At 69.9% G+C, this 24,881-nt stretch carries 21 protein-coding genes and 1 pseudogene; 14 read left to right on the forward strand and 8 right to left on the reverse strand.

Annotated elements, in window-relative coordinates; genetic code table 11:
- Positions 1-208: 208 nt before the first annotated feature.
- The 4 genes and pseudogenes from OG352_RS29985 to OG352_RS30000 all read left to right on the forward strand — a co-directional run.
- A pseudogene (locus tag OG352_RS29985) lies at positions 209-6,030 on the forward strand (DNRLRE domain-containing protein); the annotation flags it as partial.
- Between the two features lie 346 nt (positions 6,031-6,376).
- A complete protein-coding gene (locus OG352_RS29990; RefSeq protein ID WP_329221208.1) occupies positions 6,377-6,772 on the forward strand; it encodes a hypothetical protein in 396 nt (131 codons plus the stop codon).
- A 112-nt stretch (positions 6,773-6,884) separates the two neighbouring features.
- Complete coding sequence (locus OG352_RS29995; RefSeq protein ID WP_329221210.1) at positions 6,885-7,079, forward strand: transposase domain-containing protein; 195 nt, start codon at positions 6,885-6,887, stop codon at positions 7,077-7,079.
- Between the two features lie 27 nt (positions 7,080-7,106).
- Positions 7,107-7,292, forward strand: a complete 186-nt coding sequence (locus OG352_RS30000; RefSeq protein WP_329221211.1) for a hypothetical protein — start codon at positions 7,107-7,109, stop codon at positions 7,290-7,292.
- Positions 7,293-7,426: 134 nt separating this feature from the next.
- On the opposite strand, the gene glgX is transcribed toward OG352_RS30000, so the two are convergent.
- Positions 7,427-9,658 (reverse strand): glycogen debranching protein GlgX, encoded by a 2,232-nt coding sequence (gene glgX / locus OG352_RS30005; RefSeq protein ID WP_329221213.1) that lies wholly within the window; start codon positions 9,656-9,658, stop codon positions 7,427-7,429.
- A gap of 152 nt (positions 9,659-9,810) precedes the next feature.
- On the opposite strand from glgX, the gene OG352_RS30010 reads away from it, so the two are divergent.
- From OG352_RS30010 to OG352_RS30035, 6 genes are all read left to right on the forward strand, one after another.
- Positions 9,811-11,064, forward strand: a complete 1,254-nt coding sequence (locus OG352_RS30010; protein WP_329221215.1) for a L,D-transpeptidase — start codon at positions 9,811-9,813, stop codon at positions 11,062-11,064.
- Positions 11,065-11,256: 192 nt separating this feature from the next.
- Positions 11,257-12,507: a L,D-transpeptidase gene (locus OG352_RS30015; RefSeq protein ID WP_329221217.1), complete on the forward strand. Its 1,251-nt coding sequence runs from the start codon at positions 11,257-11,259 to the stop codon at positions 12,505-12,507.
- A gap of 96 nt (positions 12,508-12,603) precedes the next feature.
- The gene (locus OG352_RS30020; protein ID WP_329221219.1) at positions 12,604-13,371 is read left to right on the forward strand and encodes an enoyl-CoA hydratase/isomerase family protein; all 768 of its coding nucleotides are present in this window, start codon (positions 12,604-12,606) and stop codon (positions 13,369-13,371) included.
- 287 nt (positions 13,372-13,658) lie between these two features.
- On the forward strand, positions 13,659-14,162 hold the full coding sequence (locus tag OG352_RS30025) for an ATP-binding protein (RefSeq protein WP_329221220.1): 504 nt from the start codon (positions 13,659-13,661) through the stop codon (positions 14,160-14,162).
- A gap of 64 nt (positions 14,163-14,226) precedes the next feature.
- Entirely contained in the window at positions 14,227-15,051 is an 825-nt protein-coding gene (locus OG352_RS30030) for a polysaccharide deacetylase family protein (RefSeq protein ID WP_329221221.1), read from the forward strand.
- The gene (locus OG352_RS30035; RefSeq protein WP_329221222.1) at positions 15,051-16,235 is read left to right on the forward strand and encodes a YncE family protein; all 1,185 of its coding nucleotides are present in this window, start codon (positions 15,051-15,053) and stop codon (positions 16,233-16,235) included. The genes OG352_RS30030 and OG352_RS30035 overlap by 1 nt, the downstream gene beginning before the upstream one ends.
- On the opposite strand, the gene OG352_RS30040 is transcribed toward OG352_RS30035, so the two are convergent.
- Positions 16,206-16,886, reverse strand: a complete 681-nt coding sequence (locus OG352_RS30040; RefSeq protein WP_329221223.1) for a GNAT family N-acetyltransferase — start codon at positions 16,884-16,886, stop codon at positions 16,206-16,208. The genes OG352_RS30035 and OG352_RS30040 overlap by 30 nt on opposite strands.
- A gap of 130 nt (positions 16,887-17,016) precedes the next feature.
- Here OG352_RS30040 and OG352_RS30045 point away from each other — a divergent pair, with 130 nt between their 5' ends.
- The gene (locus tag OG352_RS30045) at positions 17,017-17,229 is read left to right on the forward strand and encodes an EF-hand domain-containing protein (protein ID WP_329221225.1); all 213 of its coding nucleotides are present in this window, start codon (positions 17,017-17,019) and stop codon (positions 17,227-17,229) included.
- Between the two features lie 174 nt (positions 17,230-17,403).
- Positions 17,404-18,066, forward strand: a complete 663-nt coding sequence (locus tag OG352_RS30050; RefSeq protein WP_329221226.1) for an NADPH-dependent F420 reductase — start codon at positions 17,404-17,406, stop codon at positions 18,064-18,066.
- Here OG352_RS30050 and OG352_RS30055 read toward each other — a convergent pair.
- The 6 genes from OG352_RS30055 to OG352_RS30080 all read right to left on the reverse strand — a co-directional run bounded on the left by OG352_RS30055 (position 18,056) and on the right by OG352_RS30080 (position 23,094).
- Entirely contained in the window at positions 18,056-18,562 is a 507-nt protein-coding gene (locus OG352_RS30055) for a COX15/CtaA family protein (protein WP_329221227.1), read from the reverse strand. The genes OG352_RS30050 and OG352_RS30055 overlap by 11 nt on opposite strands.
- Before the next feature lie 138 nt (positions 18,563-18,700).
- Positions 18,701-19,753 carry a 3-oxoacyl-ACP synthase III family protein gene (locus OG352_RS30060; RefSeq protein ID WP_329221229.1) on the reverse strand — a complete coding sequence of 351 codons (1,053 nt, stop codon included), beginning with the start codon at positions 19,751-19,753 and terminating at the stop codon, positions 18,701-18,703.
- A gap of 93 nt (positions 19,754-19,846) precedes the next feature.
- Complete coding sequence (locus OG352_RS30065) at positions 19,847-20,659, reverse strand: arylamine N-acetyltransferase family protein (RefSeq protein ID WP_329221230.1); 813 nt, start codon at positions 20,657-20,659, stop codon at positions 19,847-19,849.
- 85 nt (positions 20,660-20,744) lie between these two features.
- On the reverse strand, positions 20,745-21,557 hold the full coding sequence (locus OG352_RS30070) for an arylamine N-acetyltransferase family protein (protein WP_329221232.1): 813 nt from the start codon (positions 21,555-21,557) through the stop codon (positions 20,745-20,747).
- A 6-nt stretch (positions 21,558-21,563) separates the two neighbouring features.
- Positions 21,564-22,625 (reverse strand): amidohydrolase family protein, encoded by a 1,062-nt coding sequence (locus OG352_RS30075; protein ID WP_329221234.1) that lies wholly within the window; start codon positions 22,623-22,625, stop codon positions 21,564-21,566.
- Positions 22,626-22,641: 16 nt separating this feature from the next.
- The gene (locus OG352_RS30080) at positions 22,642-23,094 is read right to left on the reverse strand and encodes a YybH family protein (protein WP_329221236.1); all 453 of its coding nucleotides are present in this window, start codon (positions 23,092-23,094) and stop codon (positions 22,642-22,644) included.
- Between the two features lie 220 nt (positions 23,095-23,314).
- Between OG352_RS30080 and OG352_RS30085 the strand changes: the two genes are divergently transcribed.
- Positions 23,315-23,995, forward strand: a complete 681-nt coding sequence (locus OG352_RS30085) for an NAD(P)H-dependent oxidoreductase (RefSeq protein WP_329221237.1) — start codon at positions 23,315-23,317, stop codon at positions 23,993-23,995.
- Positions 23,996-24,169: 174 nt separating this feature from the next.
- The gene (locus OG352_RS30090; RefSeq protein WP_329221238.1) at positions 24,170-24,868 is read left to right on the forward strand and encodes an NAD(P)-dependent oxidoreductase; all 699 of its coding nucleotides are present in this window, start codon (positions 24,170-24,172) and stop codon (positions 24,866-24,868) included.
- The last annotated feature ends 13 nt before the right edge of the window (positions 24,869-24,881 follow it).

Below are 24,881 nucleotides of genomic sequence, written 5' to 3' on the forward strand. Positions count from 1 at the left end.
GCAGACCCTGCTCGTCCGCCTTCTGCGACCTTGACACCATTTCAGATCTTTACCTCTTTCATATCTTCTCTTTTGCATCACATGGGTGAAGCGAAAGAGACTGAGAGGCTGGTGAATCGTGTCGATTCACAGACCCGTGCCCGAGTGGCGCGGGCGGTCCTGGTCCGGGGGAAGTGTCCGCTGGATAGCGGGTGGTGTCGCCCTGGCCATGGCCATCACGCTGATCGACGCGGCGAGTTCCGCGGCGACGACTCCCCCCGCGGCCGTGGACGCGCCGAGGAAGGCGGCGGTGACACAGGCGGGGGACATCCCGTCCGCGCGCATCGCCGCCCGGCTGTCGGGCAAGCGGGTGGAGGCGCTGTCCGAGCGTACGGAGACCTCCACCACCTGGGCGAACAAGGACGGTTCGCTCACCACCGAACTGACCGCCGGGCCCGTGCGGTTCAGGGACGAGGCCACCGGTGAGTGGCGCCCCGTGGACCTGGACCTGGTGCAGGACGCGGGCGGGGCTGTTGAGCCCAAGGCGCACCCGGGCGGGCTGCGCCTGGCCGGGCGGACCGGGACGCCCGCGAAGTCGCTCGCGGCCCCGCGCGAGGCCCGGGCCACCGACCTGGTGACGCTCGGCGAAGGCGACCAGCAGATCACCCTCCAGTGGAAGGGCGGACTGCCGCAGCCCGACCTGGACGGCACGCGCGCACAGTACGTCAACGCCATACCCGGGGCGGACGTGGTCGTGGAGGCCACGCGCACCGGTTTCGAGCAGTTCGTCGAGATCAAGCAGCGCCCCGCCTCGGGCGGTTACTCCTACACGCTGCCACTGCGGTCCAAGGGCCTGAAGGTGAAGCAACTGGCTGACGGCAGCGTGCAGTTCACCGACAGAGAGAACAAGAAGCGGGCCGTCATGCCCGCTCCGGTGATGTGGGACGCCACCGTCGACATGCGCTCCGGCGAGCACACCAACCGGGCCAGGGTCGGCCTGAAGGTGGTCCAGAAGGGTTCCGGAGTCGACCTGGTGGTCACTCCAGACGCGAAGTTCCTCGCTGATCCGCAGACCCGGTTCCCGGTGACGGTCGACCCGTCCACCTCCTCGTTGTCCAACGTCTTCGACACCTACGTCCAGCAGGGCGAGACCGTCGACTGGTCCGCCGACACCGAGCTTGACCTGGGCAACCCGGGTACCACCAATGCCGACGGCACCCCGCGCATCGCGCGGTCCTTCATCTCCTGGAACACCACGCCGATCCAGGACGCGCTGGTCTCCAACGCCAAACTGAGCCTGTGGAACCTCCACTCCGGAAACACCGACTGCAAGGCCTACCCGTGGGAGGTGGGATCGGCCGGCGCGGCCTCCACGTCCTCGCGCTGGACGTCGCAGCCGGCCTGGACGGCGACGAAGGCCACCTCCACCGAGACCACCGGGAACTCTGGCTGCTCCACCCAGCCGGACGGCTGGATCAACGCCGACGTGACCACCCTGGTGCAGGAGTGGGCCTCGGTGAAGGCCACCCGCGGTCACCTGGGCCTGCGCGCTGCCAGTGAGAGCGTGGTCGCGCAGTGGAAGCGGGTCAACTCCGCCAACGCCGCGTCGAATCCGCCGAAGTTGGTCGTCACCTACAACTACCGGCCGCGCACCGGCACCAAGCAGGAGGCCGGCCCACCGTACTTCTCCTACAGCGGCGCCTACACCGTCAACACCACCACGCCCACCTTGCGCGACACCTTCGCCGACGCCGACGGCGACAAGGTCAACGGCACCTTCCAGATCTACGACAACACCACCAACACCCAGGTCGGCGACGTCATCGTGTCCAAGTACGTGCCCTCCGGCCAGGTCGCCTCGGTCACCGTGCCGTCCGGAGTGCTGGCCAACGGCAAGACGTACAAGTTCCGTACCTCGCCGTACGACGGCACGCACTACAACAACGGCTGGTCGGCCTGGAAGACGTTCACCGTCGATACCAGCGCCCCCTCCACCCCGACGAAAATCGTCTCCGCGGACTACCCGTCGGACAAGTGGGTCAAGGGAGTCGGGCAGGCTGGCACCTTCACCGTCACCCCGCCCTCCGGGACGGACCACAACTGGCTGGAGTGGTCGCTGGACGGCGTGACCTGGACCAAGATCGCCACTGCTGGTGCCGCCATGGACAAGAACATCTCCATCGCCCCACCGCGTGACGGCAACCACACACTGCAGGTGCGGTCCGTGGACAAGGCCGACAACAAGTCGGAGGCGGTCGAGTACGACTTCCACGCAGGGCCCGGCGGGTTCGCGCGGCCGGGTGACGGCGAGCGCACCGCGCGCCGCCTTCCGCTCCTTGCGGAAGCCGACGCGGCGAAGTACGACGCCCTCTCGTTCTCCTGGCGCCGCTCGGCCGCCGACACCTGGACCACGATCTCGGCCTCGGACGTCACCAAGGACGGGACGGCCCTGACGGCTTGGCCCGTCGCCCTGACGAACGGCAGTAGCCCCGCCCTGACGTGGAACGCCACGGACACCGTGAACCCCGACGGCAGCATCGAGATCAAGGCCGACTTCACCGGCCCGGGCAGCGCCTCGGGCAGCACCAAGGCGCTGACGGTAGTGGTGGACCGCAACGCCGACAGCGCCACCACCGAAGCGGTCGGCCCTGGCTCGCTCAATCTGCTCACCGGTGACTTCCTGCTCTCCGAGACCGACGTGTCGCACTTCGGCCTGTCGGTGGAACGCTCGGCGTCCTCCCGTACACCCCGTGCCACGCAGGACGGCCAGCTGCCGATCTTCGGCAAGGAGTGGGTCAGTGGCGCCACCGCCGAACTCAGCAACTCCGACTACGGCTACCTGCGCAGGATCTCCGACACCGCTGTGGACGTAGTGACCGTGGACGACACACCGATCCACTTCACCGCCAACATCGGCAGGACCGGCTGGGTCCCGGAACCCGGATCGGAACATCTGACGCTCACGGGCAGTACCGGCGGCAGCTTCACACTGACCGACACCGACGGCGTCGTCACGGAGTTCACCAAGCCCGTCGGCGTCACGACCTGGCAGGTCAGCAGCACCAGGAACGACGGCCAGACGGAATCGACCACAAGCATCGAGTCCAGGACGGTCACGGTCGACGGCAAGGAACTCGCCCGCCCGGAACGGATCTTCGCCCCCACCTCGGCGACCACCGTCGCGGCCTGCAAGGCGGATCCCTCCACCAAGGGCTGCCGTCTGCTGGAGTACGTCTACGCCACCTCCACCACGGCCACCGACAGTGCCTACGGCGACTTCAGCGGCCAGGTCAAGGAGGTCCGCCTCTGGTCGACCGCCCCCGGAGCCTCGGCCGCGACCGCGAGGACGGTGCAGAGCTATGCGTACGACAGCGCCGGGCGACTGCGCCAGACCTGGGACACGCAGACATCCCCGTGCTGAAGACCGAGTACGACTACGACAGCGCCGGCCGGGTCACCAAGAGCACCCCGCCGGGCGAGCTGCCCTGGACGTTCACCTACGGCAAGGCGGGTGCGAGCAGCGCGGCCGGTGACGGCATGCTGCTCAAGACCTCGCGCCCGGCGCTGAAGCAGGGTACGGCCACTGTCGAGGGTGAAGCCGTCACGTCCGTCGTCTACGACGTGCCGCTCACCGGCACCGCGGCCCCGTACCGGATGGGCAGCACCGACGTGAAGGTGTGGGGCCAGACCGACGCCCCCACGGACGCAACCGCCGTCTTCCCCGCCGACTCGGTCCCCGCCTCGAACACGGGCACCTCGCTCGGCGCGGGCGACTACACCCGGGCCACGGTCCACTACCTCGGCACCTCCGGCCGTACCGTCAACAAGGCCGATCCGGGCGGCCACATCACCACCACCGAGTACGACAGGTTCGGCAACACGATGCGCGAGCTGACCGCGGCCAACCGGGAGGTCGCCGTCGGTACCTCCGCCGACAACACCGCCATGCGCAACAACCTCGGCATCGCCCAGCTGGCCACGGCCGAGCGAGCCGAACTGCTGTCCACCCGTACCGTCTTCGACGCCCGGGGCACCCGCGAACTCGAGGAGTCCGGCCCGCTGCGCCGGGTCGACCTGACCGCGGACCTCAAGTCGGGCACCACGACGCTGGTCGGTGCCGGCACCTCGGTCACCGCCCGGTCGTGGACCGTGAACGCCTACGACGAGGGCCGTCCCACCGACGGCACCGCTGTGGCCAGGGACCAGATCACCAAGGTCACGACGGGCGCGCAGGTGCGTGAGCATCCGCAGGTCCAGGGCGAGACCCGGGTCGTGCAGACCGTCTACGACTGGGCCAAGGGGATCGCGGTGAAGACCGTGGAGGACCCGGGCGGCCTGGCCCTCACCGAGACCACCGAGTACGACGCCCAGGGGCGCGAGACCAGGGTCGTCCAGCCCGGCGCCGGCACCACCGACGCCACCACACGGGTGACCTCCTACTGGTCGGCGACGGGCACCGGCGCCTGCTCCGGACACCCCGAATGGGCCGATCTGGTGTGTTCCACCGGCCCGGCCGGCGCCATCACCGGCGGCGGCTCAAACCCGTCCCAACTGCCCACGAGGGCCTTCGAGTACGACTGGTGGGGTACCACCGCCAAGACGACGGAGACGGCGGGCGGCTCGACCCGCAGCACCGCGGTCGGCACCGACGCCGCGGGGCGTATCGCCTCGGTGAAGACCACCGGCGGCGTCGGTCAGGCAGCACCGGAGACCACGGCCGAGTACGACGCGGCGTCCGGCCGGGAGACCAGGACCGTATCCCCCACCGGCGGGACGCTGACCACGGTGTTCGACAAGCTCGGCCGGGTCATCTCCTACACCGACGCCGACGGCGGCACCACGACCACCGAGTACGACCTGCTCGGCAGGATCGTGAAGACCGGCAACAACGTCCCGTCCACGGTGACGTACAGCTACGACCACACGGCCGAGCCGCGCGGTCTGGTCACCAAGGCCGTGGACTCCGTGGCCGGTACGTTCACCGCGTCCTACGACGGTGACGGCGTCATCGTCGGCGAGAAACTGCCCGGCGGGTACAGCCTCAAGCAGACGCTGGACCCCACGGCCACCCCGGTCGATCGCACCTACACCCGCGACAGCGACGGCGCGATCGTGCAGTCCGACACTGCCACGCGGTCCGTCCACGGCCAGGTGGTCTCCGACGCACAGATCTCCGACCAGGTCTACGGCTACGACGCCATCGGCCGGCTGACCTCCGTCCAGGACACCGCGGAGACGGTCTGCACCCGGCGCACCTACGCCTTCGACGCCCGCTCCAACCGCAAGAGCCTGACCAGCGCCACCGGCACGCCCGGTACCGATTGCCCGACCACTGGAGGCACGACCACCACCTACGGCTACGACAGCGCCGACCGCCAGGTCGACAGCGGCTATGTCTACGACGCCTTCGGCCGCACCACCACCAAGCCGGGCGGTGTGACCCTCGGCTACTACAACACCGACCGCATCCAGCAGGAGATGGTGGGCACCAAGCGGCAGACCTGGAAGCTGGACGGCTCCATGCGGATCCGCTCCTGGACGGTCGAGTCGAACAGCTCGGGCACCTGGACCCAGACCCAGGCGAAGGTGAACCACTACGACTGCGGTTGCGACCGGCCGAGCTGGGTCGTGGAGGACACCGCCACCGGAACGGTCACCCGCAACGTCCAGGCGCTGGGCGGTGAGCTAGCGGCCACCACCGGCAATACCGGGGACACTGTCCTCCAGCTCAGCGACATCCACGGTGACGTGGCGCTCCAACTGCCGCTGGATACCGCCAAGGCACCGACGGTGCTCGACACCGACGAGTACGGCAATCTCCGCGCGAGCGCGGGATCCGCCCGCTACGACTGGCTGGGCGCCCAGCAGCGGTCCGGCGACACGCTCTCGGGGCTGACCCTGATGGGGGCCCGGGCCTACGACGCGGCCACCGGCCGCTTCCTCCAGCCCGATCCGGTGACCGGCGGCGGCGCGAACACCTATGGCTACCCGGTCGATCCCATCACCATGTACGACCTGAACGGCAAGTGGTGGTGGTCGGAGGGCACCTGGTGGAAGATCGCCAAGTGCGTCTACGCCATCATCGAGCTGGCCGCGTGGGCGAGCGCGGTCGGCTGGCTGATGAAGGTCAACAAGATCCGCAAGGCCGTGAAGCTCATCCGTAAGATCGGCTTCAAGCGCCTGTACCGGCTGATCAAGGCGATCAGGAACAAGCCCCGGCGCAAGTGGTGGAAGATCGCTGCCGGGATCGGAGTCGGACTCTACGCGGCCTTCAGCGTCTTCATGGGATTCTCCGGGGTCCAGGAAGACTGCTACGACGCCTTCAAGTGACCAGAAGCCCGGGGGACCCCGTCAAGGTCCCCCGGGGACGCCCCCACCTCATCTGATCGGAACCCCTATGCCCGCTTCAGTATGGAAGCCTGCCGGAATCGCAGCGCTTCTGGTCGCCATCGTCATCACGGCCACGTTCCTGGTCCTGGCCCTCCGGGCGGCCCGGGCCCGCAAGCCTGGAGACGAATACCTCAAGTGGTCCTTCTCCGGTCCCGTGGTCGTGGCCTCCGTGCTCAGCGTCCTCATCGGCGCCTGGGCCACCGACCGGACCCCGCAGTTCGCCATGGACGAGTTCAGAACGGTGCTGATCCCGCTCACCATGGGCCTGTCGGCCCACGCCCTGGTCCGGGCCCGGCTCGCCGACGACAAGGGAACTCAGTGGCCGACCCGTACCATTCCGGCCGCCCTGGCCCTGCTCGTCGGAACCCTTGTCACCGGCGCGACGACGTACTTCGGCTCCTAGTACCAAGGGCGTGAAGTTTGAGGCTGGGTGGGGGTGTCAAGGCGGCTGCGACGAGCAACGGAGTTCCGGTGAGAACAACGTCGACCAAGATTGCTGAAGTACAGGAATTCTGTTGGACACCCAGTCTGTCATCACCCGCACCGTCAGCGTGGCCTGGGGACGGTTCGCGCCCGGCCGCCTCGGTGAACTCACCCAGCTCATTCCGTTCGAGATGGTCGACGAGGCCCTGAGCGCCACCAGGACCATGCAGTCGCGGCTGCGGGATCTGCCTTCCCGGGGCGTGGTGTACCTGGTCCTGGCCGCGTGACTGTTCCCGGAGGCGGGGTATCCCGGCGTGTGGCGCAAACTCACCGGGGCGCTGGCCCAGGCCCGCCGCCGTATCGGCAGCAGCCCGCTGCTGTGGCTGTTCGACCTGCTGCGCGGCTCGGCCGCGACCGGACACGGACCAGGGGTCCGCTGGCACGGTCTGCTGGCGGTCGCGCCCGCATCGACACCCCCCATAAAGCCACCACCGGCATAGAAATCCTCACGCCCGCAGGCCCTTGACAACATGCCCCCACCGCAAACTGAACGGCCTTGCTCCTGATACTCCAGCCGCCCGGTGAAACCCGCAGGTCAGACTGCGAAATCCTGCGGAGTACACGAGCCCCACCCTCACCGCACCCGCAGCAACAGCACCGCCCGCCCCGGCACGGTCACCGCCACCCCCGCCGGATACGTCACCCCCGGCGCCTCCCCCTGGTCCTCGCTCGACGTGTCGACGACCACCTCGTACCGCTCCGCCCACGGCGGCCCGGGCAGGACGAACTCCACCGGACCGTCCCCGGCGTGCAGGACGGCGAGGAAGCTGTCGTCGGTGATGGGCGCGCCCCGCTCGTCGCGGCCGGGAATGTCCCGCCCGGAGAGGTACATCCCCAGGGTCGCCGCGGGCGCGTACCAGTCCCCCTCCGTCATCTCCGCGCCCCGCTCCGTGAACCAGGCCAGGTCGCGCAGCCCGTCCGCCGAGTGCGCCCGCCCGGAGAAGAAGGCCCGGCGGCGCAGCACCGGGTGACGGTGGCGCAGCGCGATCAGCCGCGACGTCAGGTCGAACAGGGCACGCCAGCCCGGGTCCTCCAGCAGCCCCCAGTCCAGCCAACTGATCTCGTTGTCCTGGCAGTAGGCGTTGTTGTTGCCCCCCTGGGTGCGCCCGAGTTCGTCGCCGGCGACCAGCATCGGCACGCCCGTCGACAGCAGCAGCGTCGTGAGCAGGTTCCTCAACTGCCGTCGCCGCAGCGTCAGTACGCGCTCGTCGGCGCTCTCGCCCTCGGCGCCGCCGTTCCAGGAACGGTTGTCGTTCGTGCCGTCCCGGTTGCCCTCGCCGTTGGCCTCGTTGTGCTTGCGCTCGTACGACACCAGGTCGCGCAGCGTAAAACCGTCGTGTGCCGTGACGAAGTTGACGGAGGCGTAGGGCCGCCGCCCGCCCCACGCGTACAGGTCGCTGGAGCCCGACAGCCGGTAGCCCATCTCCCGTACGTCCGGCAGCGCGTGCCGCCAGAAGTCGCGTACGGCGTCGCGGTAGCGGTCGTTCCACTCCGTCCACAGGGGCGGGAAGGCGCCCACCTGGTAGCCGCCCGAGCCCACGTCCCACGGCTCCGCGATCAGCTTCACCCGGCGCAGCACCGGGTCCTGGGCGATCACCGCCAGGAACGGGGACAGCATGTCGACGTCGTGCATGGAGCGGGCCAGGGCCGCCGCCAGATCGAAGCGGAAGCCGTCGACGCCCATCTCCGTCACCCAGTAGCGCAGGGAGTCGGTGATCAGGCGCAGCACGTGCGGCTGCACCACGTGCAGGGTGTTCCCGCAGCCCGTGTAGTCGGCGTAGCGGCGGGCGTCCGACTGGAGGCGGTAGTAGCCGCGGTTGTCGATGCCCTTCAGCGACAGCGTCGGGCCCAGCTCGCCCGCCTCCGCCGTGTGGTTGTAGACGACGTCGAGGATCACCTCGATCCCGGCGGCGTGCAGCGCGCGCACCATCCGCTTGAACTCGCCGACCTGCTGTCCCGTCGTCCCCGAAGAGGCGTACGCGGCGTGCGGGGCGAAGTAGCCGACCGAGTTGTAGCCCCAGTAGTTCTTCAGGCCGCGGCGCAGGAGATGGTCCTCGTGCGCGAACTGGTGGACCGGCAGCAGCTCCACCGCCGTCACGCCCAGCCTCACCAGGTGGTCCACGGCCGCCGGATGCGCCAGCCCGGCGTACGTGCCGCGCAGTTCCTCGGGGACGGCCGGGTGCAGCCGGGTGAAGCCGCGCACATGCAGCTCGTAGATGACGGAGTCCGCCCACGGCGTCTTCGGGCGGCGGTCGTCGGCCCAGTCGTCGTCATCGTGGACCACCACCCCCTTCGGGACGTACGGCGCCGAGTCCCGTTCGTCGCGGACGGTGTCGGCGACCTGCTGCTGGGGCCAGTCCCGGACGTGCCCGTACACCTCCGCCGGCAGCGCGAACTCGCCGTCGACCGCGCGGGCGTACGGGTCGAGGAGCAGCTTCGCCGGGTTCCAGCGGCCGCCGGTCCACGGGTCCCAGCGGCCGTGCACCCGGAAGCCGTAGCGCTGGCCCGGCATGACCCCGGGCAGGAAGCCGTGCCAGATCTCGTGCGTGAGCTCGGTGAGGCGGGCGCGGGTCTCCCGTCCGGCCTCGTCGAACAGGCACAGGTCGACCGCCTCGGCACCCCCCGCCCACAGCGCGAAGTTGGTGCCCGCGACCCCGTCCGGGCCGACCCGGAACCGGGCGCCCAGCGGTGTGGCCGCGCCCGGTCGCACGGGTGGGCCCGGCACCTTGCGCGACGCACCGTTCACGACGGTGTCCGGCGTGGCGCGCCGGCCCGCCACCGCCTCCTGCTCGGCTGCGCTGGACACCGTCTCGCCTCCCGCGGCTCATGGAACGACGTGGGAAAAGAGCGCACGGTGTCCCGCCGGGGCTCCCGGTCGCGTCGTCCTCCCCCCATTTCTGCCCAGAGCGGCCCTCGCACTCACGTTTCCCCGGGGCGTGCCCGGTCGTTGGGCACCCCGTGAGGCACGTACAAGGGCGCGCACGGCGCGCGGGGGTCGCACTGGCCGCCGTACTGACATGGGCAGGACTACTGGCCGGGGCCGCCGGCTGCACCGGCGGCGACGGCGACAGCCGGAGCGGACTCGACCGGATGCTCGGCAAACCCCCGGCCCCCGAGGACGTCATCCGGGTCACCCCGCAGGACAACGCCAAGGGCGTGCGGCCGGGGGCGGGGCTGCGGGTGCGGGTGCCCGACGGGCGGCTGGAGTCGGTGAAGGTCGTCCGGTCGCAGGACGCGCAGGAGGCCGAGGTGCCGGGCAAGGTCGCCGCGGACGGCCTGAGCTGGCGGCCGGACGACGACCGGCTCGGGCTCGCCGCCCGCTACACCGTCGACGTCGTGGCCCTGGACGGCGACGGCAACCGCTCGGCCCGGCACACCACGTTCACCACCTACGTCCCCGAGGAGCGTTTCATCGGCTACGTCACCCCCGAGAACCGGGCCACCGTCGGCACCGGCATGATCGTCTCGCTGGAGTTCAACCGGGAGATCGAGAACCGGGCCGCCGTCGAACGCGCCGTCCGGGTCACGGCCGAGCCGGCGGTGGACGTGAGACCGCACTGGTTCGGCGACACCCGGCTCGACTTCCGCCCCGAGCGGTACTGGGCGCCCGGCACCCGCGTCACCGTCGCTCTCGGCCTGCGGGACGTCGAAGGGGCGCCCGGCGTGTACGGGTTGCAGCAGAAGTCGTTCTCCTTCACCGTCGGCCGCAGCCAGGTCTCCCTGGTCGACGCGGCGAAGCACACCATGGAGGTCCGGCGCGACGGCGACCTGCTGGCCACCGTGCCGATCACCGCCGGGGCGCCGAAGAACACCACGTACAACGGCAGGATGGTGGTGACCGAGATGCTGGAGCTGACCCGGATGAACGGCGCCACGGTCGGCTTCAGGAAGGCGAACGGCAAGGGCGAGTACGACATCCCGGACGTGCCGCACGCCATGCGGCTGACCAGCTCCGGAACCTTCCTGCACGGCAACTACTGGGCGGACGCGGAGGCGTTCGGGAAGGTCAACCTCAGCCACGGCTGCGTGGGCCTGCGGGACGTCAAGGGCGGCGGTTCGGACACGCCGGCGGGCTGGTTCTTCGACCGCAGCCTCGTCGGGGACGTCGTCGAGGTCGTCCACAGCAAGGACAAGCAGGTCGCCCCGGACAACGGGCTCGGCGGCTGGAACCTGACCTGGCAGGAGTGGCTCGCCGGCGGCGCCGTGAAATGACCTCGCCCCCGACGCAACCTTCCCCGCGTTCGCATGGTCCTAGTTGGGACTGAACCATGGTCGTAGTTGGGACTGAACGGTGACATTCCCGTCCCGTCCAGGCCGTTGACCTTGTGGTTAATATGCGGCGAACGCGGGGGACGCGTCGCGATGCGGGACCGGGCAGGGCCCGGGGGAGTGGGGAGAACGACTTTGAACGTGCGACCGATATCGGGGGCGTCGGTTGGGGGGCGCCCGGGCGCCCGCAACAAGCGGTTGGCGCTGGTCGTCGGCGGGCTGATGCTCGCCGTCACGGCATGCGGGGGCGGCGGGGGCGCGGACACCAAGGCCGACGCCAAGGACGCGGGCGGCAAGGGCGCTTCGGCCACCGCCGAGAGCAAGCAGTCGGAGGCCGTCGTCACCATCGCGCCGAAGACCGGCGCCAAGGACGTCGACACCAGCGGCATCCTGAAGGTCAGCGCCGCCAAGGGCAAGCTGACCGAGGTCACCGTCAAGGACACCAAGGGCAAGAAGGTCGCCGGCGCCATCACGGCCGACGGCGCCGGCTGGACGCCCGCCACCCACCTGGCCGCGTCCACCGCGTACCAGGTGCACGCGGTCGCCAAGGACGCCGAGGGCCGCACGGCCGCCGAGGACTCGTCGTTCACGACGCTGAGCCCGCAGAACACCTTCATCGGCAACTTCACGCCGGAGGACGGCTCCAGGGTCGGCGTCGGCATGCCGTTCTCGGTCCGCTTCACGCGCGGCATCACCAAGCCGGCCGACGTCGAGAAGGCCATCACCGTCAAGACCGTGCCGCCCGTCGAGGTCGAGGGCCACTGGTTCGGCAACGACCGCCTCGACTTCCGTCCCGAGAAGTACTGGAAGGCCGGCACCAAGGTGACGGTCGAGCTGAACCTCGACGGCGTCGAGGGCCGCAAGGGCGTCTACGGCGAGCAGACCAAGACGGTCTCCTTCACCATCGGCCGCGACCAGGTGTCCGTCGTGGACGCCAAGAAGCACACGATGAAGGTCATGCAGGAGGGCAAGGTCGTCAAGACCATCGCGGTCACCACCGGCAAGCCCGGCTACGCCACCTGGAACGGCCAGATGGTGATGAGCGAGAAGTTCACCGTGACCCGGATGAACGGCGACACGGTCGGCTACGACGGCGAGTACGACATCAAGGACGTCCCGCACGCCATCCGCCTGACCGACTCCGGCACCTTCGTGCACGGCAACTACTGGGGCGGCGACGCCTTCGGCAACTACAACGCCAGCCACGGCTGCATCGGTCTGCGCGATGTGCGCGGCGGCTACGACAGCGGCGTGCCGGCCGCCTGGTTCTTCAACCACTCGATGGTCGGCGACGTGGTGGTCGTGAAGAACTCCACCGACCCGACGGTCGACCCGTCCAACGGCCTCAACGGCTGGAACATCCCGTGGGCGGAGTGGAAGAAGTAGCCCTCGCCAGGGTGTGGGTGAGCGGGCCCGGTGCCGTACGTCCTGTGACGTACGGCACCGGGCCCGTTGTCGTTAGTGGTGGTTAACCTGGCTGGCATGACCGTGAATCTCGAAGTCGCCGACGGTGTCGGCACGATCCGTCTCGACCGGCCGCCCATGAACGCCCTGGACGTCGCCACGCAGGACCGGCTCAAGGAGCTCGCCGAGGAGGCGGGCCGCAGGGACGACGTGCGTGCCGTCGTCCTGTACGGCGGGGAGAAGGTGTTCGCGGCGGGCGCGGACATCAAGGAGATGCAGGCGATGGACCACACCGCGATGGTCCTGCGCTCCCGCGCCCTCCAGGAGGCCTTCACGGCCGTGGCCCGCATCCCCAAGCCGGTCGTGGCGGCCGTCACCGGGTACGCGCTGGGCGGCGGCTGCGAGCTCGCGCTGTGCGCGGACTTCCGCATCGCCGGCGACAACGCCAAGCTCGGCCAGCCCGAGATCCTGCTCGGGCTGATCCCCGGCGCCGGCGGCACCCAGCGCCTGTCCCGGCTGGTCGGCCCCTCCAAGGCGAAGGACCTCATCTTCACCGGCCGGATGGTGAAGGCCGACGAGGCGCTGACCCTGGGCCTGGTCGACCGGGTGGTCCCGGCCGCCGACGTCTACACCGAGGCGCACGCCTGGGCGGCGAAGCTGGCGCAGGGGCCGGCGCTCGCGCTGCGCGCGGCGAAGGAGTCGATCGACACCGGTCTGGAGACCGACATCGAGACGGGCCTGGCCGTCGAACGCACCTGGTTCGCGGGCCTGTTCGCGACCGCCGACCGCGAGACGGGCATGCGCAGCTTCGTGGAGGAAGGCCCCGGCAAGGCCAAATTCCTGTGAGTGACGTCTCCTTCTGACTCCCCGGAACCTCTTGCAATTGACGGGACGTCTCATCAGGTTCCCTCGATGGGGCGGATTGTGGGAACCTGGGGACGGCCTTGAGTCTGTCGGTCGAGGGAGCCTGTCGATTGCCTCTGGACGAGCCGTTATCGCAGGTCAGCGAGGGTTCATCAGGTCCCGAACTGCCGCTGGCATATGCCGTCCGAAACGTGCGGAATGGTGGGTTCCGGGGGGCGTATTCCGTCGGAACGGCCCCGGAGGGCGCTTCGGGCCGCCATGATGGGGGCATGGCGGGGCTGGATGGCATCGATCAGCCGCGGGGACAGGGCCGTGCGACCGCGGCGCGCTGGTCGCCTGCGGTCGAGGACGAACGGGCGCTCAAGGCGCTGGAGTTGTTCGGTAATCCGACGGACGGTGAGGTTCAGCTCCCGTCCCGTCCCGAGTCCGCCGCCACGGCCCGCCGGCTCGCCCAGGTCGTCGTCCTGCGCCAGTGGGGACTGTCCCTCAAGATGACGGAGGACGTGGTGCTCCTCGTCTCCGAACTCGTCGGCAACGCCGTGCGCCACACCGGCGCCCGTGCCTTCGGTCTGCGGATGCGGCGCCGGCGCGGCTGGATCCGCGTCGAGGTCCGCGACCCGTCCCGCGGGCTGCCCTGTCTGATGCCGGTTCAGCCGCTGGACGTCAGCGGGCGGGGCCTGTTCCTCGTCGACAGGCTCTCCGACCGGTGGGGGGCGGACCTCCTGCCGCGGGGGAAGACGACGTGGTTCGAGATGCGGGTCGCCGACCGTTAGGCGCGGTCGGTGTCGATCGGTGTCGACGGGTCAATCGCCGGAATTGCGGCATATCACCCTTTAAATGGTGCGGGTGACCACATCCGACCGTCGTTCCGTGCTGCGGGCGGGCGCCGGGCTCGTCGCCGGGGGTACGTTCGCGGCCGCGTGCTCGCCCACTGGCACCCCCTCCGGCGCCGTCGCCCACCACGCCCCCACGTCCCCCGCACCCACCCCCGCGGGGAATGTGACGGAATCACGGATTCCGTCACATTCCCCGACCGCACCCACCCCCCGCGCCTACCCCCGGCAGCCCGTCCAGATCACCCACGGCCCCCGGGACCGGCCCCGGGTCGCCCTCACCTTTCACGGTCAGGGGGAACCCTCCGTCGCCCGCGCCCTGCTCGGTGAGGCCGAACGGCGCGGCGCCCGGGTCACCGTCCTGGCCGTCGGGACCTGGCTCGACGAACACCCCGACCTCGCCCGCCGGATCCTCGACGGCGGCCACGACCTCGGCAACCACACCCAGCGCCACCTGGACGTCAACGCCATGTCCGAGGCGGACGCGACGGGCGAGATCACCGGCTGCGCCGAGCGGCTGCGCAAGCTCACCGGGTCCATCGGGACCTGGTTCCGCCCCTCCCGCACCGCCCACGCCTCCCCGCTCGTCGAGACGCTGGCCCGCCGCGCCGGCTACCCGCACGTCCTCTCCTACGACGTCGACTCGCTCGACTTCACCTCGCCCGGCGCCCCCGCCGTCGCCCGCAACGTCCTCGGCGGGATCCGGAACGGGTCTGTCGTGAGCCTGCACTTCGGGTACGCGGACACGGTCGCCGCGCTCCCCGCCGTCCTGGACGAACTCGACCGCCGCGGACTGCGCGCGGTCACCACCACGGAGCTGATCGGCTGATGCACCGCAACCTCGTGAAAAGCGCCCTGCTGGCAAGCGCCGCGTTCACCGTCCTCGCCGCCTGCGGCACCGACGGCGAGAGCGGCGGCGCGGACCGGGCCACCAGGGCGGCCGCCCCCGCGCCGGTGAAGAAGGCCGTGAAACCGGCCGTCGACGGGCTGCCCGGCATGCCGCCCGTGCTGGACCCGAAGGACGTCTACGCCGCCGACCGTCCGAACAAGCTCTCCCCGGTGGTCAAGGACTTCCCGTCCCGGGTGTACGTCCCCAACACCGAGTCCGACACCGTCTCCGTCATCGACCCGAAGACGTACAAGGTGATCGAGACGCTCCGCGTCGGCCGGCAGCCGCAGCACGTCGTGCCCTCCTGGGACATGAAGACGCTGTGGGTCAACAACAACCGGGGGCACACCCTCACCCCCATCGACCCGAAGACCGGCAAGGCCGGCAAGTCGGTCGAGGTGCACGACCCGTACAACCTCTACTTCACGCCCAACGGCAAGTACGCCGTCGTCATGGCCTCCCTCGACCGCGAACTCGTCTTCCGCGACCCGCACACCATGAAGCGGATCAAGACGGAACCGGTCACCTGCTACGGCGTCAACCACGCCGACTTCTCCCGCGACGGGAGGTACTTCATCGTGTCCTGCGAGTTCAGCGGTGAACTGCTGAAGGTCGACACCGAGAAGATGAAGGTCGTCGCCCAGCAGAAACTGCCGTTCAAGGGCGCCATGCCGCAGGACGTGAAGGTCTCGCCCGACGGCAAGCGGTTCTACGTCGCGGACATGATGGCCGACGGCATGTGGATCGTCGACGGCGACACCTTCGGCAAGCCGAAGTTCCTGTACACCGGCAAGGGCTGCCACGGGCTGTACGTCAGCCGCGACTCCCACGAGATGTACGTCTCCAACCGGGGCGAGGGCACCGTCTCCGTCTTCGACTTCACCAAGAACGAGCTCACCAGGAAGTGGCGCCTCCCGGACGGCGGCAGCCCCGACATGGGCGGCGTCTCGGCGGACGGCAAGGTCCTGTGGCTGTCGGGGCGCTACGACGCCGAGGTGTACGCCCTCGACACCGCCACCGGACGCCAGCTCGCCCGCATCAAGGTCGGCAGCGGCCCGCACGGCCTCGCCGTCTACCCGCAGCCCGGCCGCTACTCACTCGGCCACACGGGCGTCTTCCGCTAGGTACTGCGCTGGGATGACGGGCGGGGGGATCAGCAGGATCTCCGCGCCCACCGGTACGTACCCCGCCGCCTGGAACGCCCGTACGCTGCGGGCGTTTCCCGGGGCGACCTGGGCCCAGACGGGCTCCGTGGCCAGGTGGCGGGCGGCGGTGACCAGGCTGCGGCCGAGGCCCCGGTGCCGTACCGCCTCGTCGACCTCCACCGACACCTCCAGCCGGCCGCCGATGCCGCGTCCCATGACCAGGATCCCGCCGTCCGCCGACCACGCGCGCACCTCGTCGCGCCGGCGCCGGGCGTACCGGATCCGGGGATGGTCCAGGTCCTTGATCTCCTGCGGCGGCACAGGGGGCTCGCCGGGCAGGGGGGCGCCCACCAGCATCGCGTCGACCGTCTCGGCCGTGCGACCCGTGCGCTCCATGAGAGCGGCCAGGAACCGCGGGTTCATGGACGCCGACAGGGGATCGGAGTCGACGCCGCGCAGCGCGCCGTACACCCACTCCGGGTCCTCGTCCGTGAAGACGACCGAGTGCGCGGTGAAGGACAGGACGCCCGCGTCGCGGTGGGAGGGCTGGGGGACGAGGGTCGTGCGGCCGTCGGGCGGTGGGAAGACGCCGTGTGCGGCCGCGTCGAGAATGTCCCGCAAGTTCCTCATCGCCGTGCTCCCCGAGTCTCCTGGGTGGTCGCTGCGCCGCGCGCTCACCAGGGCCGTTAATCTGACCTGCGTCAGTAGGACAGCAAGACAGTACGCATGACCGCAAGGCATGACGAAGAGGGGCGGATCGGTGGCCGACATCGAAGAAGCGCGCAAGCAGTTCCAGCGGATCGACACGGACGGGGACGGCTTCATCACCGCGGCCGAGTTCAAGAGCGCCCTGGCCCAGGAGGGCGACTGGAACGTCACCGAGACGGTCGCCGAGGCCATCATCAAGAGCCGCGACCTCAACGGCGACAAGGTCCTGTCGTTCGACGAGTTCTGGACGTACCTCAGCAAGTGACGTGAGCGGGTGACGTGAGTCGAGAGGGGGGCGCCGCGATTTCGGGGTGCCCCCATTCGCCGTGCCGGATGTTCGTCGCGCGGGCGGAATAGGTCGCGGTCGGGCGGGGTTGATGCCGGTAAGACGCATGCATGTGCATCGAATCTGATCGATACCGAGAAGACAGGACCAGTCATGAAGATCGGCATCATCGGCGCGGGCAACATCGGCGGCAACCTCACCCGGCGCCTCACCGCCCTCGGTCACGACGTCTCCGTCGCGAACTCCCGTGGCCCGCAGACGCTCACCGAACTCGCCGAGGAGACCGGGGCGACCCCCGTCACCGTCGAGGAGGCGGCGCGCGGCGCCGAGGTCGTGGTGGTCACGATCCCGGTGAAGGCGGTACCGAGCCTGCCGTCCGGCATCCTGGACGGCGCGGCCGACGGCGTCGCCGTCATCGACACCAACAACTACTACCCACAGCAGCGCGACGGCCGGATAGCGGAGATCGAGGACGAGGGAATCACCGAGAGCCGCTGGACGGAACGCCGGATCGGCCACCCCGTGATCAAGGCCTTCAACGGCACCTACGCCCAGGACATCCTGGACCGCCCGCTCCCCGCCGGCGCCCCCGACCGCCTGGCGCTCCCGGTCGCCGGCGACGACGAGGCGGCGAAGGCGAAGGTGCGCGCCCTCATCGACGAGCTCGGCTTCGACACCGTCGACGCGGGCGGCATCGACGACTCCTGGCGTCAGCAGCCCGACACCCCCGTCTACGGGCTGCAGTCGGGTGTCGACGACGTCGCCAAGGCACTGGCGGCCGCGAGCCCGGAGCGGCCCACGACGTTCAGGGCGTAGGCGTAGGCGTAGGCGTAGGCGTAGGCGTAGGCGTAGGCGTAGGCGTAGTCAGGAAGGCGTCGCGAAGGCCGAGCGGGCGGATTCCACCGCCGCTGCCGAGAGGTAGACGGTGAGGGGCTGTTCGTTCCGTTCCGTCCGCAGGTCTCTCCGCAGGAGTTTCGTACTGCGCCCACGCCCAGCGCAGCACCCCCGGCATCGGCGTGCGCTGGATCCGGGCCGTGATGATGACCCAGCCCACGACGGCGCACAGCACCCCCGTGAGCAGCCGGTTGCCGAACTCGATGGCGCCGTGCAGCCCCATCTCCGCCGTGGGGGCCAGCGTGCTGCCCGTGCACGTGGGCCACTCCGGGCAGCCCAGGCCGGAGCCCGTGACGCGGACGATCCCGCCGGTGACGACGATGGCGATGGCGGCCACGACCGAGGCCAGCGCCGCCCGTTGGACGCTGCGCGGCCCGAGCGAGTACCTGCCCGCCAGCCAGGAGAGAGGTGTACGCACGACGGTCCCTTCCGTACTCCGGTGGTTCGGGCGCCAGAGTAGGGGGCGGGAGGCGGCGGGCGAGCCGATCCGGACAGCGGCCCGCCGTGAAGGCCGCTTCGCGCCAGGCCGCCGCTTCGCGCCGGGCCGTGGAGGTCGTCACGCCGCTCCGGGCAGGGCCATGCCGGGGACCTCCGCCGCGACCAGGTCCGCTGGGAGCCGGAAGACGAGCGAGCCGAAGAGGAAGCCCGCCCCGATCGCGCCGAGCACGATCACGTCGCCGCGCCGGGCCCGGCCCTCGGCGGCCAGCCGCCACAGGGCCGTCAGCGGTGAGGCCGCGGCGGTGTTGCCCAGGGTGTCGGCGGTGACGGGGACCCGTTCGGGCGCGGCGCCGGCCATCCGCCCGATGTGCCGCACCAGCTTGGCGTTGGCCTGGTGCACCGCGAAACCGCTCACCTCGTCGACCGTGACCCCGGCCAGCGACAACGCCTCGCTGAGGGACTTCGGCACCCGGGTCATCGCCTCCCGCAGCACCACGTTGCCGTCCATGAAGATGTACGGCGAGCGGGGGGTGTCGGTCGGCGACGTCGGCACCTCCTGGTCCACCCGCCAGGCCGTCGCCATCCGGACGCCGTCCGAGTAGACGTTGCCGAGGTCGTAGCTGAGCAGGCCGTCCGCGCCGTCCGTGCGGCGCAGCACCACCGCGCCCGCCGCGTCGCCGAAGAAGATCCGGGTGAGGCGGTCCTGCGGATCGGTGATGCCGGAGCCCCGCTCGGCGCAGACCACCAGCGCGGTGTCCAGCCCCGGTTCCTGGAGCAGACAGGAAGCCGTGTACATGCCGTACGCGGACGAGGCGCACGCGTGCTGGGTGAGGTCGAGGATCCGCGGGGTCTCGATGCCGAGGCGCTCGGCGAGGCTCACACCCAGCGAGGGCATGATCCAGTCCGGGCTGGTGCAGGCGACCACCAGGACGTCGACGTCACGGGCGCCGATCTCGGCCGCCGCCATGGCCTTGCGGGCCGACTCGACGGCGAGGTCGAGGACGGTCTCGTGCGACTCGAGGAACCGCCGCTGAAGAATTCCGGTCTTCTCCTCGATCCACTCCGGCGTGGTGTCCAGGGTTTCGCACAGTTCCGCATTGGTGACGACCCTCTCGGGCAACGCCAGCGCGACGCTGCGCGGACTGACCGGTGCGAGTTCCCATTTGGGCATGACGAAGTCCTCCACGGTGCCGGGTTCGGGGGTGTTGCGGGTGCTGAGGGGATTTGGGGGTGGTGAGGGTGTGCTGAGGGTGGCGGGGCGCGGCTATTTCTCCTCGAACGCCATGCGTACGGAGGACCTCAGATACGGGCTCGGCGTGGGCCGCTCGTCCAGCGTGATGCCGAACCACTTCTCGTACGCCGCCAGCACCGCGTCGTCGTCGGCGAGTTTCTCGGTCTCCGTCTCCTTTCCGCGGGTGACGCTGAGCACGTCGTTCTTGAGCACGACCCAGCCGTCCTCGGTCGGCAGGGAGCAGAACATGTTCTGCAGGAGCATCGAGTCGGGGCTCGTCCGGTACCAGTGGATGACCTGGTCGAAGTCCGACAGGGACGTCGGATCGTCGTAGACGCGGTACTGCGGTTTTCCGTCGCACAGGACGTCGGCGGCGCGCTCGTCGACCGTCCGGACGCTGAACACGCCGTGCGGATCGTCCTGCGCCTCCGGTGTGTCCAGGGCGATCGGATACCGGCTGCCCTTGCCGAACCCGACGTCGACGAGCCAGCGCCGCCCCTCGAACTCCGCGGTGAGCAGCATGTGGTTGTACGGATCGCGCAGCCGGCCGCCGATCCAGACCCGCCCGTGCCGCAACCGCACGGTGAAGCCCAGGGACTGGAGCAGGAAGAAGAAGGCGCTGTTGAGCTCGCCGCAGGCGCCGCCGCGCCGCTGGTGCACGATCTTCTCGACGATCCGTTCGTCCTTGTAGTGGATCTCCCTGCCGAGGTGGTAGTCGAGGCTCTCGAAGGGCACCGACAGCACATGCCGCTCGTGGAGGTGGCGCAGCGCGGCGAGGTCGGGCCGCTCGGGCCGGTCGGCCGAGATGCGTTTCAGGTAGGCGGCCGTCGTCACTTCGTCCAGCATGCCGTTTCCCCCTGTTCGTGTGGGAGTTCGTGTGGAGTGCCAGTGGCAGTCGGTCCGTGGCACTCAGTGGCTGGTCAGTGGCTGGTCAGTGGCTGTCGAACGAGAAACGGAGCGAGTCGTTCGTGTACGGCGTCGGCACGGGGCGTTCCGCCAGCTTCATCCCGAACCACTTCTCGTACGCCGCCAACACCGCGTTGTCGTCCGGGAGTTGCTCGGTCCGGCGGCGCTCTTCGGAGACGACCGTCAGCAGGTCGTCCCGCATGATGACCCAGCCGTCCTCCAGGGGGAGTGAGCAGACGAGGGTCTGGAGGAACGGGGAGTCCGGGCTCGTCCGGTACCACCACATCGTCTGGCGGAACTCGTCGGGCTCGACCGGCTCCTCGTAGAGGACGTACAGCGGCGCCTCGCCCCGGACCACCTCGACGGACCGCCGGTCCAGCCGCCGCGTGGTGAACTCGCCGTGCGGGTCCGGCTGTTGACCGTCGTGGTCCAGCAGGAGCGGGCGGCGGCTGCTCTTGCCGAACCCGATGTCGGCGATCCACCGGACGCCGTCGACGGCCACCGTCATCACCACGTGGTGGTACGGGGCGGTGATCCCGCCGTCCGGGAGGTGGACGCGGCCCTGGTGCAGCGTCACGTCGAACCCCAGGGACGTCAGCAGGAGATGGAACGCGATGTTGATCTCCCCGCACAGGCCCCCGCGCCGCTCGTGGACGATCTTGTCGACGGCCCGTTCGTCCATCCGGATATCGCCGCCGCGAACGTAGTCGAGGTTGTCGAAGGGTACCGACAGCACATGCCGTTCGTGCAGGTGGCGCAGTGCGTCGGCGTCCAGGCGGTGCGGGTGGTCGGCACCGATGCGGTCCAGATAGGCGGCGACCGTCTCCTTGTCCAGCACGGCGTCTCACACGTCCTTTCCGTTTCCGTTTCCGTTTCCGTTTCTGCTCCCGTTGCCGCTTTCGTCGCGGCGCGGGCGGAGGCGCGGGAAGAGGGCCTCGGCGTTGGCGTGCTCCAGCCGGCCTCGCTCCTCGGCGCTGAACCCGCCCTGGTCGACGACCTGTTGGCCGGTGTCGAGGATGTAGTGCTCGGGCATGAGCGGGAAGTCCGAGCCGACCAGGATCCGGTCCGCCGGGGCGAAGGACCGCAGGGCCGCGAGGGCGTGCGGGTCACCGGCCATGGCTATGTCGACGTAGAGCCGCTGGAGTGAGCCGACGGGGTCCTCGGGCAGCCGGTCCGCGAGGGGCGCGCTGATGAGCCCGCCGCAGGCGAGCCGGCCGGCGTAGAAGGGGACGCCGCCCCCGCCGTGCGGCAGGATCACCGGCAGCTCCGGGTACCTCTCCAGTGTCTGGTTGTAGAGGAGTCGGGCCGCCACGCGTACCGATTCGAAGGGGAACTCGTACAGCGAGGCCGGCAGGCCGAAGTCCGGCTGACCGGTCGACGGCGGAACCGTCGGGTGCACGAACAGCGGGGTGCGCCGGTGGGCCGCCGCCGCGAAGAGCGGGTCCATCGAGCGGTCGCCCACGTACAGGCCGCCGTAGTTGCTGACCAGGCCCACGCCGTCCAGCCCGAGCGCGTCGACGGCGTACTCGAACTCATCGAGGACCAGGTCCATATGGGGAAACGGAAGCGTGGCGAACGCGCCGAACCGGCCGGGGTGCGCGGCGACCAGCTCGGCGAGGTGGTCGTTCACCCGGCGCGCGAACCGCGCGGCCGGCTTCGGCTCCAGGGTCGCCGGCACCCCCGGCCAGACGCTCACCACGGCGGCCCGGATGCCGTGCCGGTCCATCATTGCGAGGCTGCCGTGCGCGCTCCAGGTCGGCCGGTCGACGCCGGGAAGGATGGTCGCGACGCCGAGCCGGGCCAGTTCGTCGAGATAGAACTCCGGGAGGATGTGGTGGTGTACGTCGATGGCGCGCGACCACGGCCTTGCGGCGGGCGCGTGCATGTCGTCCGAGGTGTCCGGCATCGATCGGCCCCGCCGTTCAGGCGCGGGTGGTGCCGGGCGGGTTGCTGATCAGGCACCGCCAGACGCCGTCGGCGCCGCGGCGGAGGATGTCCGCGGCGGTGCCGTCGACGCGCTGGTGCGTTCCGTCCGGGCCGGTGCCCTCGTGGACGTAGTCGCAGATCAGCAGGGCCGTGTCGCCGACCGTGTAGATATGCCGCACCGACAGTTTGACCGGCAGGCGGTCCGGCAGGGTCTGCTCGGCCGACTTCCACATCTCCTCACCCGACAGGTACTGGCCCGGCGTGAGCACGCGCAGGGCGTCCGGATCGAAAAGCTGCTTGATGGCGTCGAGACTGCCCGAGTTGAAAGCCTGCTCGAACGCCGCCGAAATCCCGCCGGGTTCGGTGGGAAGGGTGATCTGCGTGCCGGTGGAAGTACCTGCGGTTGTACCTGCGGATGTGCCCGTGGACGTTCCTGTGGAATTCGACATGGGGGACAGCACAGTCCACGGTCGCGGGGCCGCTCAACCCGCGACTCGCCAGTCTGTCAGGTCCGCAGCGCGCCGGAATTCCGTACGCCGCCGGCCCCTCGCCTATCTGACGAACTATCCGGCGTCGCCCTGGGCAGAGCCCGCGCGGGGCCGTGAGGATGACGCCTCGTACCCGGGGATGCCACAGGCCCCGTAACGACGAACGGCGAGGAGTCTCTCCATGGTCAAGGTAGCCATTGTCTTCCATTCCCGCAGCGGCAACATCTTCCAGTTGGCGACGGCGGCGGCCGCCGCGGCGGAAAAGGCCGGCGCCGAGCCGCAGTTGCTCAAGGTCCCCGAGCTGCCGGACCCGATGGTCCTGGACAAGGAGGCCTACGCCGAACTGGACGCCGCCACCCGGGACATACCGGTGGCCACACTGGACGACCTGGTGGCGGCGGACGCGATCATGATCGGCACGCCGGTCCACTTCGGTCTGCCTGCCCCGCAGATCCTCAACTTCGTCGACCGGTCCGGCCCGGTCGCCATTCCGGGGAAGCTGGCGAACAAGGTCGCGACCGTGTTCGCCTCCGGGTCCGCCGCGCACGCCGGCCAGCAGACGGCGATCCTCGCCCTGCACAACGTGCTGTGCCACTGGGGCTGCCTCATCGTGCCCAACGGTTCGAGCGTCGAGATCCTGGCGTCCGAGCACAACGGATCGCCGTACGGCACGTGCAGCGTCTCGCGGCACGCGCCGAACAACGTGCACGAGGACAACCGCAAGGCGATCGAGTACCAGACCCTGCGCCTGGTCGAGGTGGCCACCGCCTACCAGGCGGGGCTTCAACAGCAGGAGTCCGCCATCGAGTTCCTCGACTTCGAGTTCCTGATGAAGAAGTTCCCCCGCCTGTCCGTGGACTGACGGAGCATCAGAAGGATCGCGCACCCGCGGCACCCTCAGGGGTCGCGGGTGCGGCCCGTATGCCGGCGAACAGGCCCCGCAGCCGGGCTCTTTACCCTTTCATGGTACGTTGATCCGGTACTGGATCAACGTTCGAGTGCTAGATCGACGTCCCTCGCACAGGAGGAAACCCCCGTGAAACTGGTCATATTCGGCGCGAACGGCCCGACCGGCCGACTGACCACCGAACAGGCGCTCCGCGAGGGCCACGAGGTCACCGCCGTGACCCGGCGGCCCGACGCGTTCGAGATCGGCGACGCCCGGTTAAGCGTGGTCAAGGCGGACATCCTCAACCCCGACGAGGTGCACCGCGTGGTGGCCGGCCACGACGCCGTCATCTCCACGGTCGGCATCCCGTACACCAAGGAGCCGGTCACGGTGTACTCGGAGGGCACGGCGAACGTCATCAAGGCGATGGACGCCCATGGCATCCGGCGCCTGGTCTGCGTCAGCTCGATCGGGGCCAACTACGAGGACGCGCCCGGCGAGGCGTTCGTCTTCCGCAAGGTGATCGTGCCGATCCTGCTCAAGATGGGCCGCCCCCTCTACGAGGACACGAGCCGCATGGAGGACATCGTGGGCGCCAGCGACCTGGACTGGACGGTCGTTCGTCCCGCCGGTCTCTTCGACGCCACGACCACCACCGACTACGTCGTCAGCACGTCCCGCCACCCCGGCTGGTTCACCTCGCGCAACGACCTCGCGGACGCGCTGGTGCGGGAGGCGGTCGACAACCGCAACCCCCGCGCCCGCGTCGAGGTCATCACCACCCAGGGCGTCCCCAGCTACTTCGAGGTCTTCAAGAAGGAAGCGCTGCACATCGGCAAGAAGTAAGCCGCATGAGCCG

The sequence above is a fragment of the Streptomyces sp. NBC_01485 genome, from assembly GCF_036227125.1.
Taxonomy (GTDB): Bacteria; Actinomycetota; Actinomycetes; order Streptomycetales; family Streptomycetaceae; genus Streptomyces.

What these genes read in the sequence shown, in the direction of transcription:
- OG352_RS29990 (WP_329221208.1), top strand. Translation starts at nt 6,377, where the DNA reads ATGCCCGCTTCAGTATGGAAGCCTGCCGGAATCGCAGCGCTTCTGGTC.
- OG352_RS30020 (WP_329221219.1), top strand. Translation starts at nt 12,604, where the DNA reads ATGACCGTGAATCTCGAAGTCGCCGACGGTGTCGGCACGATCCGTCTC.
- OG352_RS30025 (WP_329221220.1), top strand. Translation starts at nt 13,659, where the DNA reads ATGGCGGGGCTGGATGGCATCGATCAGCCGCGGGGACAGGGCCGTGCG.
- OG352_RS30030 (WP_329221221.1), top strand. Translation starts at nt 14,227, where the DNA reads ATGGTGCGGGTGACCACATCCGACCGTCGTTCCGTGCTGCGGGCGGGC.
- OG352_RS30035 (WP_329221222.1), top strand. Translation starts at nt 15,051, where the DNA reads ATGCACCGCAACCTCGTGAAAAGCGCCCTGCTGGCAAGCGCCGCGTTC.
- OG352_RS30040 (WP_329221223.1), bottom strand. Translation starts at nt 16,886, where the DNA reads ATGAGGAACTTGCGGGACATTCTCGACGCGGCCGCACACGGCGTCTTC.
- OG352_RS30050 (WP_329221226.1), top strand. Translation starts at nt 17,404, where the DNA reads ATGAAGATCGGCATCATCGGCGCGGGCAACATCGGCGGCAACCTCACC.
- OG352_RS30060 (WP_329221229.1), bottom strand. Translation starts at nt 19,753, where the DNA reads ATGCCCAAATGGGAACTCGCACCGGTCAGTCCGCGCAGCGTCGCGCTG.
- OG352_RS30065 (WP_329221230.1), bottom strand. Translation starts at nt 20,659, where the DNA reads ATGCTGGACGAAGTGACGACGGCCGCCTACCTGAAACGCATCTCGGCC.
- OG352_RS30075 (WP_329221234.1), bottom strand. Translation starts at nt 22,625, where the DNA reads ATGCCGGACACCTCGGACGACATGCACGCGCCCGCCGCAAGGCCGTGG.
- OG352_RS30080 (WP_329221236.1), bottom strand. Translation starts at nt 23,094, where the DNA reads ATGTCGAATTCCACAGGAACGTCCACGGGCACATCCGCAGGTACAACC.
- OG352_RS30085 (WP_329221237.1), top strand. Translation starts at nt 23,315, where the DNA reads ATGGTCAAGGTAGCCATTGTCTTCCATTCCCGCAGCGGCAACATCTTC.